Below are 14,663 nucleotides of genomic sequence, written 5' to 3' on the forward strand. Positions count from 1 at the left end.
GCATCATTCATCACCTCAAGATTTTTATTACTTCTATTTTAATACAAAAAAGACTGTAGGCAAACTCGATAAAATCGAGTTTGTCTACAGTCTGAAATCTTCTTATCATACTATTGATAAGAAGATTTTTTTCGTTTGGAAGGGGAAAAGTATGGTTAGAAAGTGTTTTTTATTGACTTGTAAATAAGTAAATTTTATAATTAATTCGAATTCGAGATATACTAAATTGAACTATTTTTTTACATAATTCACAACATTACTAACCACTTACAGTAGAGATGAACATGTTGAAAGTCGATATGAAAAAAGAAACGAGGTTTTTTTATGAAACATATATTTGAAAAAGGTGTTAACTCAGATCGAACATTACTTCTTTTACATGGAACCGGTGGAACTGAATCAGACTTAATCCCTTTAGGTAAGATGATTGATTCTGAAGCAAATATTTTAAGCTGTCGTGGAAATGTATCTGAAAATGGAATGCCTCGTTTTTTTAAACGATTAGCAGAAGGTGTTTTTGATGAAGAGGATTTAATTCTACGTACTAAAGAATTAAATGATTTTATTAGAGAAGCATCAGATACCTATCAATTCAATCGTGAGGAAGTTGTAGCAATTGGTTATTCAAATGGGGCAAACATTGCAGGGAGTCTCCTTTTTCATTTTAAAAATTCACTGAAATGTGCAATTCTACACCATCCGATGGTTCCAAGAAGAGGGGTCCAACTTCCAAATATGGTTGATTTACCAGTCTTTATTGGTGCTGGAAAAAATGATCCAATCTGTAAGCCTGAAGAAACAGAAGATTTGGCTGAGCTTTTAAAAAAAGCAGGTGCAACTGTATCCATTCATTGGGAATCCTATGGTCATCAGCTAACAAAGTCAGAGGCTCAAGCCGCTGCCGATTGGTACAAAAGAGAAATAAAATAGCCACAGTGTTCCTGCGGCTTATTTTTATAACCAAGTAGATACTTTATCGACACTCATTCTGCTACTTTTATGTGCGGGTTTAACTGCTTTTCCTATGCTTATTAACATAATTGGCACAAAACGCTCTGAAACTGAGAACTCTTTTTTTAGCTGATCGACATTAAATCCACCGATTGCACACGAATCATAACTCTTTGCTTTTGCAGCAATCATTAATTGCATGGCAGCTAGAGAGGCATTACTAAATGCAGCATCTCTTGCATAAATACTATTTTGATAAGCTCCATGAATTTGTCCAGCTAGGTTTTCTTTAATTTCATTTGTCATATATCCTGCTTGAACAAGTGGCTCATAGACTGGATCCGTATTTTTATCTGCTTGCAAGTCACCGAGGATCGCAATAACTGCCGACGACTCGACGATTTGCTTTTGATTATAAGCTATTGGTAAGAGTTTTTCTTTAGATTCATCACTTTTAAATACAAGAAAGTGCCAATGCTGAAGATTCCATGCAGATGGAGCCTTAGTAGCAGAATCTAAAATCTCTGTTAAATCTTCCTCACTGATTTTTATTGTTGAATCATAGTGACGAATTGACGTACGATTATTTATAACCGAAAGTAAATCATTTGTTAAAGTTGTAGTCATTATAAACCTCCTAGTTGTCTTCTGGTTGAGTTGTCATATATAATAAACAAAAAGTAACAAACTAACTTTTTGTAAGTTTGACTTTGCTATCTTATAAAATATTGTGCGTTTAGTCAAGAAGTAAGTATGTGAGGGTGATAAAAGATGAAAATCGGTCTTTGTCCAAAAATGGAATCTGCTTTTAGCCTCCTAGGTAAAAGGTGGACAGGAATAATTGTTCACGTTCTTTTAGATGGACCAAAGCGTTTTAAAGATTTAACTGATACTATCCCTAGTATTAGTCAAAAAATGCTAGCTGAACGGTTAAAAGAGCTGGAAAATGAAGGGTTAATTGAACGCGTAGTTTTAGCTGAAACACCTGTAAAAGTAATTTATCAATTAACTGAAAAAGGAAACAGTTTAGAAGGAGTTATGAGAGAAGTTCAGCTTTGGGCAAATCAATACTGTCAAAAGGGAGAGGATTGAATGGTACAAACGGTTATTGTTACTGGTGGTTCTAACGGAATAGGAAAAGAAATAGTTAGAGTTTATGCAGAACATGGTCATAATGTAATTTTCGCTGATGTTGATCTAGAAGAAGGTCACTTACTATCAGCGGAGTTAAAGAGGAAGAAATTAAACGTTGATTTTTTCTCAACTGATGTTCGATCACTCACCGATATAAGAAACTTAATTGAATTTGCAATTAATCGATACGAAACAATAGATGTTTTGATCAATAATGCAGGTAAATCAGTTTGGGTGTCTCCTTATGATATAACTATTGAGCAATGGGAAGATGTTATTCAGACAAACTTAAGAAGTGTCTTATTTGCTTCAAGAGAAGCAGCTAAAGCTATGAAGAAAAACCTTAGAGGTGGATTAATCGTTAACATTTCTTCTACAAGAGCAACCATGTCTGAACCGAATTCAGAAGCTTATGCAGCGACTAAAGGGGCTATTATTTCCATCACACATGCACTAGCTGCTTCACTTGGTCATGATGGAATTCGTGTTAATTCGGTTTCACCTAGGTGGATAGAAACTGGTAATTATGACGAATTGCGATCAATTGATCATGCTCAACATTTTTCTAAGCGTGTTGGAAAGCCTGCAGACATTGCAAAAGCCTGCATGTATTTAACAGAACCGACCAACGACTTTGTGACCGGAACGAATCTCGTTGTTGATGGTGGAATGACAAAAAAAATGATCTATGAACATTAACAAAAGGACCCTTCCCTTGAAGAGTCCTTTTTACATTTTGTTCAATTTTGTATGTCACTACAAGTGTTTTACAACACAAATGAAGGGTACATGTACACTAAATCAAGGAAGGTGATAAACATGGCTTGGTCTAAAAATGACTATCCAGAGTCAATGAAAAACTTGCCCTCAAAAACCAAAGATAAAGCAATCGAGATTGCAAATGCTTTACTTGAAGAAGGCTATCCAGAAGGAAGGACCATTCCAATTAGTATATCGCAAGCGGAAAAGTGGTCAAAAAAAGATGATTTTCAAGACACTTGTCATATTGAATACGGAAGCAATCAATGGAACCTGAAAAAAGAAGGAAATAAACAAGCAAGCTTCTCGTTTAATACTAAGGATGAGGCAGTAAAAAAGGGGAAAGAACTTGTGAAAAAAAGTAATGCATCAATTATTGTTCATCGTCTGGATCACTCAATTCAACAATCAATAGATGATTAATAAAAACTAAAACATCCTGTGATAGCTATTCGCCCACTCCATTCTTTACCTAGTTGAATACCTTTTAGTGTAGGTAATATACGAGGAGGTAAAGAAATGAACCCATATATGATGCGATATGATATCCGTCGCCCTTATTACGGATATGGAAGAAGTCCATTCTTTTTTGGTGGCCCTTTTATTGGAGGTCTGTTTGGAGGATTAGTCGGAAGCGCTGTTTTTAACTATTCTAGACCAAGACCTTATTACCCACCATATCCTTATTATGGCGGTGGCTCTCCATATGGTGGCTCGCCATATGGTGGTTCCCCATATGGTGGCTCCCCATACGGTGGCTCTCCATATGGTGGCTCGCCATATGGTGGTTCCCCATATGGTGGCTCCCCATACGGTGGCTCTCCATATGGTGGCTTCCCATATGGTGGTGGCTACCCACCTAAATGATTAATAAAAAAACTACCTGCAATAGTAGGTAGTTTTTAAACTATTTCAGAAAGTATATCCTTTTAAATTAAGTATGCGTTTCTACATTCAGCTCCAGCGCCTAGTCCCTAGAGGTCATAAGCCAATTATAAATTGAAGGCAAAAGGCGCCTTTTATTTATTATCGTCTTATGATATGCCTGAGGCTGATCAAGGCGTTTTTCGCTTTTGTTAATCCTGGTTTCTAATTTCAATCTCTGAGATGTGATGATCCTCATGCTTGATAAATCTTATTTCGAGCATTCCATTTGTGACAACAGCTTTTGTTCCTTTACGTTTCACTGTCGATGGAAGCATGAACTTTCTTTCTTTACCATCATTCGGATAATTTAATAATAACAGTTGACTGTTTGTATGCTGTATTCGAATGGATTGAATCTGCTCTGCATTTATTGGCAACCTTACATAAACATATTCCGATGTTTCGAACAGTTCACTTTTAATGGAACCCTGATTTTTTTCGCCGGAAGAGCTATGAGAGGGAAGGTCGCCTTGAAAGGGAAAGCTAGATGAAAAATCTCCACCAAAAACGTTTTTCATCACATTTTGAATGTACCCTTCTACTTCTGCAGGTTTCATATTTTTAAAAGAATCTGTAGAATTTGTGCCCTGAAAGGGAAATTGTTTATTCCACGGAAACATACTTTCACACCCTTCTACAATCATATAGATGCTTCAATATATGCGCACATCCTAGAATTGTTAGTAAGTCATTCCTCTTGTAAGACATGTATATAGGTGGGTATAATTAGCGCTGGACTATTAATAAAGCTAATTTATTTCACCTTAGAAGAAAAGAGAGGGCATCTTATGCACAACCAAGAAATGAGTACATATAAACAGGGTATACTTTATACAGCAGGATCTTATTTATTATGGGGAATTTTGCCTCTTTATTGGAAAATGCTTGAACACGTTTCTCCAGAAGAAATTTTAGCACATCGAATTCTTTGGTCATTTTTATTTATGATATTGTTGCTAACCTTTACGAAAGAGTGGAAAAGCTCGTTTGTTACAATTAAGCGAATGATTAAAAAACCTATGTTAATTATATCTTTAATCGTTTCATCCTTGTTAATCAGCATAAATTGGTTTGTTTATATATGGGCTGTTAATAATGAACATATGGTCGAAGCAAGTCTTGGCTATTATATAAACCCATTAATAAGCGTATTCCTTGGGATGATTTTCTTGAAAGAAAAGTTGACACTTTGGCAAAAGATCTCATTTCTTTTAGCTACTCTGGGTGTGTTAATCACGACGCTTCATTATGGAGGAATACCATGGGTAGCGCTAACACTTGCGATTAGCTTTGGATTATACGGATTAACAAAAAAGGTAACAAAGTTAAGTTCAGTTATGGGACTAACATTTGAAACAATGGTAGTTACACCTCTTGCAGCTGTGTATTTACTATCACTTATAAACAAAGGAGAATCGTCGTTTGTTGACTATCAACTTGCGACAAACTTACTGTTAATTGGAGCTGGTGTTGCTACTGCTATCCCTCTGTTGCTTTTTGCAAGCGGTGCACGTAGAATTCCATTATTCATGGTCGGAGTTCTTCAATATATCGCACCTTCCATTACACTTGTTATAGGTATTGTGATTTATCACGAACCGTTTACCAACATTGAATTTATCACCTTTTCCCTTATATGGAGTTCATTATTTCTCTTCAGTTTATCGCACTCTCGCTACTTTAAATCTGCAGAATTTAAAGAAAAACGAGCCAGTTAAGGCATCTTTCTTTATTTTAACAGGGTCCACAGCTAAAATAAGGGTAAGACTAGTTGAAGGAGTTTATCATGAATTATCAACAATTATTAATTGCTTATCGAAATCTTTGGAGAAGCCGAGAATTACCCATTCGTTCAAATGAAGAAGAAACTCTCAAATTTGCGATCGTAACTGATATTAAGGACGATATGACACACCCTAGATTGCGAAAAACACCACTCCAAAAATTTCAACTAGCTAGTAAAAGAATAATTGAATCTTCATTGAAACCTGACGAAAAAGTTCAATTAATTCAGATGCATTTAACTCAATTAGAAAATATAGAAGAGCAGTAAACTATAAAGGAGCATTTAAATGTACCCAATTGTAAAGCAAGAGGTTCAGAACTATTTAGAGACCTTTCTAAATAAAAAGATTTATGTGCATTTAGAAACGACAACAGGTGCATATTCTGCGCATCTTAATAGTGAAAACATGACGGTTGTTGCGTTTATCCGTAATGCGAATGTTTCGTTTCAACAAGCTAAAATTACTGGCGAAGGCCCTTATCGAGTAGGACTAAAAATTGATAATGGATGGATTTATGCTGAAGGTTTAACAGATTGGGTATTTGATGAAAATAATCGTCTCTTGATGGCTGGTCATGATAAAGATGGAAAGTTAGCTATTGCATTGCAAGTAAGTGAAACACCATTTCCGAATTAAATACAATTGAAAGGAGGAAGACAATGAATAAACATGTTTTGGTCGTACTACCACATCCCGATGATGAAGCGTTTGGAGTTGCTGGTCTTATCGCATTAAATAGAAAAGAAGGAATTCCAGTTACATATGCTTGTGGAACTCTAGGTGAAATGGGAAGAAATATGGGGAATCCCCTCTTTGCAAACAGAGAAACTCTCCCTTTAATTCGAAAACGAGAGTTAGAAGATGCTTGTCAGGCAATGGATATCCAGGATCTAAGAATGCTAGGGTTAAGGGACAAAACATTAGAATTTGAAAATATCGAGCATTTAGCAGATATTATTGAAGAAATCATCAATGACGTAAATCCGTCACTAGTGATCACATTTTATCCAGGTTTCGGTGTACATCCCGATCATGATGCTTGCGGAGCTGCTGTCATTCATGCCCTAAAGAGACGGCCAATTGCTGAGCGCCCTGTCACATATTGTATCCCAATTACAAGAGATCGAGTTGATATACTCGGAGAACCAGATGTTACGATTAATATCACTTCTGTTGCCGATATTAAAATGAATGCTTTAAAAGCACATCGCTCTCAAACTGAGGGAATGTTAAAACAAATGGAAGAAAAGATCATTTCTAAAAATCCAGAAGCCATGCAGTGGTTTGAAAAAGAGGTTTACTGGACGTATAAGTGGGATGACTAAAAAAAGCACTATTCAAAAAACTGTCGACAACTCCCACGAAAAGGGTTTTGTCGACAGTCTGAGACATTCCTGTTAGGAATGTCTTTTTAATTATTTAATTTCTCTTTTTCATTTATATCCTTTACAACATCTTCAAGGGTTACATTGCCTAGTGTTTTCTCTAAGGCTAATTGAGCAAATGTAAACAGTGGAACTATTGTGTCTTGAATATTCCTGCCTACGGTACAAACCGGATTAGGGCTTTCATGTATACTAAACAATTCTTTCTCCTGTACAACATTAACCGCCTTATATACTTCAAGTAATGTGATTTCAGATATATTTTTAGCAAGTTTGGCCCCCGCAATACCAGGATGTACCTCTACTAACCCAGCTTTTTTCAACATCCCCATAATTTTTCTTATTACGACTGGATTCGTGTTTACACTTCCTGCTATATATTCTGATGAGTTTATTCCATCTTTATTTATTTCAATAAGAGCTAATATATGAATGCCCACGGCAAATCGGCTGCTGATAGACATAATCAGTCACCTTCCTTACGTTTTTTACAACAAAATAATTTCCTAATTTTATCATGTAATTCTTTTGATTACAACCTTATTATACTCTACCTTAAGATTCGTACATAATAAATAAAGATTTTTGTATTTGTTGACAAAAACACTAGAAGTAATTATTATGATTACAGGTAATCAAATCGGTTACAAATCATTAACCAAGATTTTTAAAAAACATATTGGGGGAATAGATTATGAAAATGTTAGTCACAGGTGCAACTGGAAAATTGGGAACGAAAGTTGTAGAAACGTTATTGAAAACTGTACCAGCGAGCCAACTGGCTGTCAGTGTTCGCAATCCGGAGAAAGCGGAAGGATTTAGGGTTCGTGGAGTAGAAGTCCGGCACGGAGATTTTGACCGTCCAGAAACATTGGAAACGGCTTTTGCAGGTATCGATCGCTTATTAATTATTTCTGCGGATGGTGATAATGAAACAAGAATCCAGCAGCACACAAATGCAGTAGCAGCGGCTCAACGTGCTCAAGTTAAATTTATTGTTTATACCAGCCTAGGAAATGCAAGTGAAAGCAAACTGTTCCTTGCCCCACCACACCGTGCTGCTGAAGAAGCCATCTTGAAGACAGGTATTCCTTACTCCTTCTTACGAAACAACTGGTACTTAGAGAACGAAATTGCAAGCATTCAAGGAGTGATGGCAGGGGCACCTTGGGTGACATCTGCGGGATCCGGCAGGATAGGATGGGCACTGCAACAAGATTATGCAGAGGCTGCGGCAGCAGTCCTGTCTGAAAACGGACACGAGAATACAATTTATGAGCTTTCTGGTAAGCTGATGACACAAGAGGGATTCGCATCTGTTCTTGGCACTGTATTGGACAAGGAAGTGCCCTTGCAACAGGTCGATGATGCGACTTATTCCAACATTATGAAAGGTGCTGGCGTACCAGATTTTATCATTCCTATGCTCGTTGATATCCAAAAAGGCATTCGTGAAGGATCATTGGAGATTGGGAGCCAGGATTTCGAAAAGGTGCTCGGTCGTCCAACAACACCAATCAGCCAGGCACTAAGTCAAATTGTTAATGAAATCACCGAAACAAAAAATTAATCTGCAAAAAGGCCGACCTTTCTGAACTAAGAGAGAGGTCGTTTTTTAAACTTTGTAATAGGTGTCCATAAGCGTGGAAGTTCCAGTACGATCGGGCGAGATTATTGAAAAACGAAATTCTTATTTTATCGTAGTCAAATCTTAATGTTGTTGTAGTAAATGAGATTATATGTAGTACAAAAAAGGATAGATAAAGCTGATAGACTTCAGCTTTTATCTATCCTTCTATTTTACCTAATAACATGTGTGACATTATATATTACTTCTTTGTTATCAAACCATTTCAAGATAACCTTGACTTTTAATAAAACGTAATGGCTGCTTTTTAGTTTGAATCAAATTGTATGTTTTTTTGTTTCTTCTGCACGTAATACAACCGGAATGATAAACCAACAGCTCCAACTGCAAGTCCACTTATTAATCCAATCCAATAACCATAGGGTCCAGAGTTAGTGAAATTAGCTAGTACATACCCAATTGGCAATCCGATCACCCAAAAGGATACTAACGCTGTGAAAAAAGTGAAATTAACATCTTTATAGCCTCTTAATGCCCCTTGAATTGGTGCTGCGATTGCATCTGAAAGCTGAAAGAACAAAGCATAGATTAAAAAGAGCTGCATCATTTCAAAAACAGCTGGATCAGAGGTGTAAATGGAAGCAACTTCTGGTCTAAAGAAATAGATAATGGCGCCTGTTAATAACGATAACCCAACCGCTATTCCGACTCCTAAAAAACTATACACTTTAGCATGTTGAAATCTTTTTGCGCCAATCTCATGGCCTACAACAATCGTTAATGCCATTGAAATGCTTAGTGGCAACATGTATAAAAATGAAGCAAAATTAAGAGCTGCCTGATGGGAGGCAATTGTGATCGTGTTATACCCACTCATTAATAACGTAACTGCAGCAAAAATACTTGTCTCAAAAAAGATAGATAACCCAATTGGAACTCCAATAAGGAGGATTTCTTTCCAAGCTGAAAAGGAAATTCGAAAAAACGTTTTAAAAACGTTAAATTCTCGAAAAGGTTGTTTTTTTATAACAATAAAAACAGTTATTCCCGCAATACACCAGTATGTTATGGCAGAGGCAATACCAGCACCAATTCCTCCTAGCTTTGGTACACCAAAGTGTCCAAAAATAAATAGATAATTAAGTGTGAAATTGATTGGCAATGAACATAAGGTAATGATCATAGATACTCTTGTTAGCCCAAGAGCATCTATGAAGCATCTTAAAACACTGTAGATAAATAAAGGTAAAATACCAAAAGAAAGAGCAATTAAATAGCCTCTAGCGATCGTTTTAACAGACTCCTCAAGTCCCATGTTATTTAGAATGGGATCAAGGACAAGATAGCCCAAGATGGCAATGACAATCGATAATAAGATAGCTAAATAGAGACCCTGAATAATAGTAAACGAAACTTTGTATTTTTCTTTCGCACCAACTAATTGAGCTACAATTGGTGTTATTCCTAATAAAATCCCACTTAGTCCGGTGTAAACAGGTACCCATAAACTTGATCCAATCGCGACTCCAGCTAAGTCTGCGGCACTTACTTTTCCCGACATCGTTGTATCAAAGAAATTCATCGAAAATAAACCAAGCTGGGTAATTAAAATGGGTAATAAAATAATTGAAAACTGTTTTATTTTTTCTTTATACGTTCGTGTTTCTTTCATGTTAGATCCTCGATTTCCTAAAGTTAACTTTGAGAATTATAACATGAATTAATTCATTTGTAGTTTATTTTGTTTGATCATCTGATTTCGTTCTTTCCGCTTTAAACATCTGAAAATAAAAGAATCCCAATGTAGTTATTCCAAGAATACTAAACAGATACTGGAAAATTTTTTGAGTAATCATTTGAAAACCTCCTCAATCTAGTGTTTGAAAAGAATGGAAAAAAATACATTTTTAATGAACGAAGTGGCACTTATTTCTCACATTAAGTAATAAAACAAGAGACTATATAAGAAACTACAAGGAAATACAGGGAAAAGGACGTTAAAATAATGAATGAGACTGTGATGTTTGAAATGATTAAAAAAGAAATTTCCAATAATCTAGATAAAATTATCAAGGAAGCCTCACTGATGAAGAAATCATTAAGTAGTAAGGATTATTGTTTGTTATGTGAGTTAGAAGAAATTAAGGGGCATTTTCAAAAAATCCAATCAACTGCGTCCTCATTTTATTTAGAGGCATATTTAGCGATGTACACACCAAATTATTCTGCTTTAGCAAAAGCCAGTCAAAATTTGTCCGAGAGAAGACATGGTGGTCTAATTGTCGTTGAGAGAAGTCAATCTGTAGAACCGTTCATTCAAAAAGGAGTTCAACTACAAGCAGAACTGTCCTCAACCCTTCTTGAGTCTATATTTTATCCAGGTAACCCACTACATGATGGTGGAGTAGTTGTGAGAGGAAACGCAATTTTTTCTGCAACTAATGTGCTTCCACTTTCATCACAACGTTTTACCTTTAAAGTAGGAACTAGACACCGAGCCGCGATAGGTTTGTCTGAAATTTGTGACGCTTTAATATTAGTTATTTCTGAGGAAACCGGGAAAAAGTCATTTGCAATAAATGGTACGCTATATCCAATTAGTACAGAGTAAGGCTTTGCAATATAGGTGAAAATTTCATTATCAAAGATAACATTTCGTGTGGCGAAATAAATACTGAGGTGATATAGTTAAACTATCTTAAGTGGAAGAAGATGAAAGCTGATGTGGAAAAATAAAAATGTCTGGATTCTCCTGGTCGGCGAGTTAGTGGCAGGTCTGGGCTTGTGGATGGGAATTATCGGAAATCTTGAATTTATGCAAAAATATGTACCATCTGACTTTCTAAAATCGCTGATTCTGTTTACTGGATTACTTGCAGGTGTATTAGTTGGGCCTTTGGCCGGTAGATTGATTGATTCATATTCTAAGAAAAAGATATTAATTTATTCAGGTATTGGGAGGATGTTAAGCGTTAGCTTCATGTTCTTTGCTCTACATTTTGAATCCATTACATTTATGGTCCTTTTCATGATTAGCATTCAGTTATCTGCGGCATTCTATTTTCCAGCTCTTCAAGCGGTTATTCCATTAATCGTTAAAGATGAGGAACTCGTGCAAATGAATGGCGTACATATGAATGTAGCGACGCTGTCTCGGGTTGCAGGAACAGCGCTAGCAGGTGTGATGTTAGTTGTGTTAGATATTAAATTCTTATATATAGGTTCAATGGTTGCTTATGCTGCTATTTTAATAACAACCTTCATGCTTCACTTTGAAGAAGACCAGGAAACATTAAATAATAAAGGTAAGTCTGGTAGCTTTAAAGATGTAATACCTGTTATTAAAGGTGTCCCAATTGTTATTTCGGCCCTTGTTTTAACAATTATTCCAATGCTCTTTATTGGTGGCTTCAACTTAATGGTCATAAACATAAGTGAAATTCAAGATAGTATCTCTGTTAAAGGTCTGTTGTATACAGTGGAAGGAGTCTGCTTTATGATTGGCGCGTTTTTTGTAAAGCGAATTACTCATTTATATCCGCCGGTAACACTTATGTTTGCATTTTCTTTTGTTATATCAATCGCACATTTGTCGCTATATTTTAGTAACTATTTTAGTATGTCTCTTATTTCATTCGGAGTGTTTGGCATAGGAGTAGGATGTTTCTTTCCTATTGCTGCTACAATTTTTCAAACAAAAATCCCAAAAGAATACCATGGAAGGTTCTTTTCTTTCCGTAATATGATTGATCGTGTTCTTTTTCAGGTCGTCTTATTAGGAACTGGATTATTCTTAGATACCATTGGTCTTCAATTTATGGTTGTGATTTTCGGAGCCTTATCACTATCCGCTGTCCTCTTTTACGGCTGGAAACATATCCGAGCAACGGAATCAGTCCCAGAAGGAGCCCAAATAACGGCTGGAAAATAACTCAAAAAAGGTGTCAGGGATTATTTATGCCGACACCTTTTTTGAAGTTTCAATAAAAAGGAAAATACTAAGAAAAAAGTAGCAAAATGTCAGATTCATAGATTTTATGTTGTCTAAACTTGTAATTATATGTATGATGAAAAGGTAAGCTTAAGTCTATATAACTATGAGACTTATTGACTATAATTCCGTTCGCTAAATTAGTAACTTTTTAGTTATTATTTATACACACTATTTTAAAAGTCCTATAGGAGGTTAACATATCGATGAAACAGAAATTGATTGGCTTAACAGCAACAGCGGTTGTTAGTTCATCTTTGTTTGCGTCAATGGCTGCTGCTGATAGTGTTAAAGTGAAAAGTGGAGATTCATTGTGGAAACTTTCACGAGACTATCAAACAACTGTCTCGGCATTAAAAGATGCAAATAATTTAAAAACTGACTTACTTCGTATTGGACAAGTTCTCGAAATTCCAACAAAAAATAACTCAGATTCAAAAGCAACAGCACCACAAAAGGTAAGTGTTTCGACAACAACAAAAGAAGCGATATATACGGTTAAATCAGGCGATTCCTTATCGGTAATTGGCCGAAATTATAAGCTAACAGTGAATGAATTAAAGCAACTTAATGGGCTAAAAACCGATTTAATATTAGTAGGTCAAAAGCTTAAAGTCAAAAATCAGGCTGAGGAAAAAGTCGTTGAACAGGCTCCAACTGAAACTGCTAAAGCACCAAATCAACAACCTAGTGGCAGTAAGAATACTTCTTACCAAGTACGACCAGGAGACTCACTTTGGAAAATTGCGAATAAATATAGTTTAACAGTCGCTGAAATCAAAGTTAAGAACGAGTTAAAGTCGGATATTATTTATGTAGGTCAAAAGCTAATTTTATCTGGAGAATTGGTTCCATCTAAAACAACTCCGGTTGAGCAGACTACTTCAAACGTAAAGCTAGATAAAATGATTAGTGAAGCAAAAGCATTGATTGGAACACCTTACCGTTGGGCAGGTAATACTCCTTCAGGATTTGATTGTAGTGGATTTATTTATTATGTCCTAAATAAAGTAACATCTGTATCTCGTCTAAGCACAGCGGGATATTGGGATATCATGAAGCCTGTTAGTGCACCTTCAGTTGGAGATTTTGTTTACTTTACAACATATAAAGAAGGTCCTTCACATATGGGAATTTATTTAGGAAATAATGAATTTATTCATACGAGTAGCTCACAAGGTGTGTCTATTTCAAATTTAAATAATTCTTATTGGAAACCAAGATACTTAGGCGCAAAACGATTTTCAAATTAACTGAATTAACTATGGATCCTTTTTAAAGGATCTTTTTTTTATGCCTTTTAATAATACTTACCCTTATTTTGAGGAATAAAACGATTTTGTTTTTGTATTTCCTTCAAACATGTCAAGTGTTTATATCCGTAATAATTGGAAAAGATGCTAGTGACTGTTGTGTAGAAGGGAAGATGTTTTGAATGAAAGTAAAATGGTTAATGATTTTAAGTGTGGTCTTTGTGTTATCTGCATGTACGTTGAATAAGCAAGAAATAACAGAGAGAGAAATCTACCAGGATGCGATACCGGTAAGTGAAAAAACAGAGGAACACGTCATTGTTGAATTAAAAGACGCGACTGACAAAAAGGTAGGACAGGTCGTACTTTTTGAAAACAACACGGGTGTGACAGTACGTCTTAAAGCTGAAAACCTTCCTCCAGGCAAACGCGCCTTCCATATTCATGAAACGGGAAAGTGTGAAAAACCTGATTTCAAATCTGCTGGAAGTCACTATAACCCTTATCAAAAAGAACACGGCTTTGATAACCCAAAAGGTCCCCATGCAGGAGATCTTCCGAACATTGAAGTAGGAGCAGACGGTAAAGTTGAAGTAGAATTAAATGCACCTCTCGTTACACTCCAAGAGGGAAAAGAAAATTCGTTAAAAGATCTAGATGGCAGTGCTTTTATTATTCATGCTGGTGCTGACGATTACTCAACCGATCCCGTAGGTAATACAGGCGAACGTATAGTTTGTGGTGTACTTCAAAAGTAAATTAAAAAAGTCCGACTCCTCTTGAGTCGGACTTTTCAGACTGTAGACAAACTCGATTTTATCGAGTTTGCCTACAGTCTTTTTTGTATTAAAATAGAAGTAATAAAAATCTTGAGGTGATGAATGATGC

The 14,663-nt window shown here is 35.9% G+C and carries 18 protein-coding genes; 14 read left to right on the forward strand and 4 right to left on the reverse strand.

Features of this window, described 5'->3' with window-relative positions; genetic code table 11:
- The first annotated feature begins 324 nt into the window (after positions 1 to 324).
- Positions 325 to 930 (forward strand): alpha/beta hydrolase, encoded by a 606-nt coding sequence (locus tag ACFFIX_RS26705; protein WP_378939554.1) that lies wholly within the window; start codon positions 325 to 327, stop codon positions 928 to 930.
- A 24-nt stretch (positions 931 to 954) separates the two neighbouring features.
- On the opposite strand, the gene ACFFIX_RS26710 is transcribed toward ACFFIX_RS26705, so the two are convergent.
- Entirely contained in the window at positions 955 to 1,578 is a 624-nt protein-coding gene (locus ACFFIX_RS26710; protein ID WP_378939556.1) for a nitroreductase family protein, read from the reverse strand.
- A 144-nt stretch (positions 1,579 to 1,722) separates the two neighbouring features.
- Here ACFFIX_RS26710 and yodB point away from each other — a divergent pair, with 144 nt between their 5' ends.
- The 4 genes from yodB (at position 1,723) to ymaG (ending at position 3,711) form a co-directional block, all read left to right on the forward strand.
- The gene (gene yodB, locus ACFFIX_RS26715) at positions 1,723 to 2,043 is read left to right on the forward strand and encodes a transcriptional regulator YodB (RefSeq protein WP_378939558.1); all 321 of its coding nucleotides are present in this window, start codon (positions 1,723 to 1,725) and stop codon (positions 2,041 to 2,043) included.
- Positions 2,044 to 2,784, forward strand: a complete 741-nt coding sequence (locus ACFFIX_RS26720; protein WP_378939560.1) for an SDR family NAD(P)-dependent oxidoreductase — start codon at positions 2,044 to 2,046, stop codon at positions 2,782 to 2,784. It begins immediately after the preceding gene.
- 120 nt (positions 2,785 to 2,904) lie between these two features.
- Entirely contained in the window at positions 2,905 to 3,267 is a 363-nt protein-coding gene (locus ACFFIX_RS26725; RefSeq protein ID WP_378939562.1) for a DUF2188 domain-containing protein, read from the forward strand.
- A 96-nt stretch (positions 3,268 to 3,363) separates the two neighbouring features.
- On the forward strand, positions 3,364 to 3,711 hold the full coding sequence (gene ymaG / locus ACFFIX_RS26730) for an inner spore coat protein YmaG (protein WP_378939564.1): 348 nt from the start codon (positions 3,364 to 3,366) through the stop codon (positions 3,709 to 3,711).
- A gap of 209 nt (positions 3,712 to 3,920) precedes the next feature.
- Here the strand turns inward: ymaG and ACFFIX_RS26735 are convergent, their stop codons facing one another.
- Positions 3,921 to 4,391 carry an Hsp20/alpha crystallin family protein gene (locus ACFFIX_RS26735; protein WP_378939566.1) on the reverse strand — a complete coding sequence of 157 codons (471 nt, stop codon included), beginning with the start codon at positions 4,389 to 4,391 and terminating at the stop codon, positions 3,921 to 3,923.
- 168 nt (positions 4,392 to 4,559) lie between these two features.
- On the opposite strand from ACFFIX_RS26735, the gene rarD reads away from it, so the two are divergent.
- The 4 genes from rarD to bshB2 all read left to right on the forward strand — a co-directional run bounded on the left by rarD (position 4,560) and on the right by bshB2 (position 6,883).
- Complete coding sequence (rarD, locus tag ACFFIX_RS26740; protein WP_378939567.1) at positions 4,560 to 5,489, forward strand: EamA family transporter RarD; 930 nt, start codon at positions 4,560 to 4,562, stop codon at positions 5,487 to 5,489.
- A 68-nt stretch (positions 5,490 to 5,557) separates the two neighbouring features.
- Complete coding sequence (gene yoyC, locus ACFFIX_RS26745; protein WP_378939569.1) at positions 5,558 to 5,824, forward strand: protein YoyC; 267 nt, start codon at positions 5,558 to 5,560, stop codon at positions 5,822 to 5,824.
- Between the two features lie 19 nt (positions 5,825 to 5,843).
- On the forward strand, positions 5,844 to 6,194 hold the full coding sequence (locus ACFFIX_RS26750; protein ID WP_378939571.1) for a YojF family protein: 351 nt from the start codon (positions 5,844 to 5,846) through the stop codon (positions 6,192 to 6,194).
- A gap of 23 nt (positions 6,195 to 6,217) precedes the next feature.
- On the forward strand, positions 6,218 to 6,883 hold the full coding sequence (gene bshB2 / locus ACFFIX_RS26755) for a bacillithiol biosynthesis deacetylase BshB2 (RefSeq protein ID WP_378939573.1): 666 nt from the start codon (positions 6,218 to 6,220) through the stop codon (positions 6,881 to 6,883).
- A gap of 86 nt (positions 6,884 to 6,969) precedes the next feature.
- On the opposite strand, the gene ACFFIX_RS26760 is transcribed toward bshB2, so the two are convergent.
- Complete coding sequence (locus tag ACFFIX_RS26760; protein ID WP_378939575.1) at positions 6,970 to 7,407, reverse strand: Rrf2 family transcriptional regulator; 438 nt, start codon at positions 7,405 to 7,407, stop codon at positions 6,970 to 6,972.
- A gap of 230 nt (positions 7,408 to 7,637) precedes the next feature.
- Here ACFFIX_RS26760 and ACFFIX_RS26765 point away from each other — a divergent pair, with 230 nt between their 5' ends.
- Positions 7,638 to 8,513 (forward strand): SDR family oxidoreductase, encoded by an 876-nt coding sequence (locus ACFFIX_RS26765; RefSeq protein WP_378939577.1) that lies wholly within the window; start codon positions 7,638 to 7,640, stop codon positions 8,511 to 8,513.
- A 325-nt stretch (positions 8,514 to 8,838) separates the two neighbouring features.
- Here the strand turns inward: ACFFIX_RS26765 and ACFFIX_RS26770 are convergent, their stop codons facing one another.
- Positions 8,839 to 10,203, reverse strand: coding sequence for an MATE family efflux transporter (locus tag ACFFIX_RS26770; protein ID WP_378939579.1), 1,365 nt, complete (start codon positions 10,201 to 10,203; stop codon positions 8,839 to 8,841).
- A gap of 333 nt (positions 10,204 to 10,536) precedes the next feature.
- On the opposite strand from ACFFIX_RS26770, the gene cdaS reads away from it, so the two are divergent.
- The 4 genes from cdaS to ACFFIX_RS26790 all read left to right on the forward strand — a co-directional run bounded on the left by cdaS (position 10,537) and on the right by ACFFIX_RS26790 (position 14,533).
- On the forward strand, positions 10,537 to 11,142 hold the full coding sequence (gene cdaS, locus ACFFIX_RS26775) for a sporulation-specific diadenylate cyclase CdaS (RefSeq protein WP_378939581.1): 606 nt from the start codon (positions 10,537 to 10,539) through the stop codon (positions 11,140 to 11,142).
- Between the two features lie 111 nt (positions 11,143 to 11,253).
- Positions 11,254 to 12,462 carry an MFS transporter gene (locus ACFFIX_RS26780; protein ID WP_378939583.1) on the forward strand — a complete coding sequence of 403 codons (1,209 nt, stop codon included), beginning with the start codon at positions 11,254 to 11,256 and terminating at the stop codon, positions 12,460 to 12,462.
- Between the two features lie 266 nt (positions 12,463 to 12,728).
- Positions 12,729 to 13,775 carry a C40 family peptidase gene (locus tag ACFFIX_RS26785; RefSeq protein ID WP_378939585.1) on the forward strand — a complete coding sequence of 349 codons (1,047 nt, stop codon included), beginning with the start codon at positions 12,729 to 12,731 and terminating at the stop codon, positions 13,773 to 13,775.
- A 182-nt stretch (positions 13,776 to 13,957) separates the two neighbouring features.
- On the forward strand, positions 13,958 to 14,533 hold the full coding sequence (locus tag ACFFIX_RS26790) for a superoxide dismutase family protein (RefSeq protein ID WP_378939587.1): 576 nt from the start codon (positions 13,958 to 13,960) through the stop codon (positions 14,531 to 14,533).
- The last annotated feature ends 130 nt before the right edge of the window (positions 14,534 to 14,663 follow it).

It is taken from the genome of Metabacillus herbersteinensis (assembly GCF_042433335.1).
Classification (GTDB): domain Bacteria; phylum Bacillota; class Bacilli; order Bacillales; family Bacillaceae; genus Metabacillus; species Metabacillus herbersteinensis.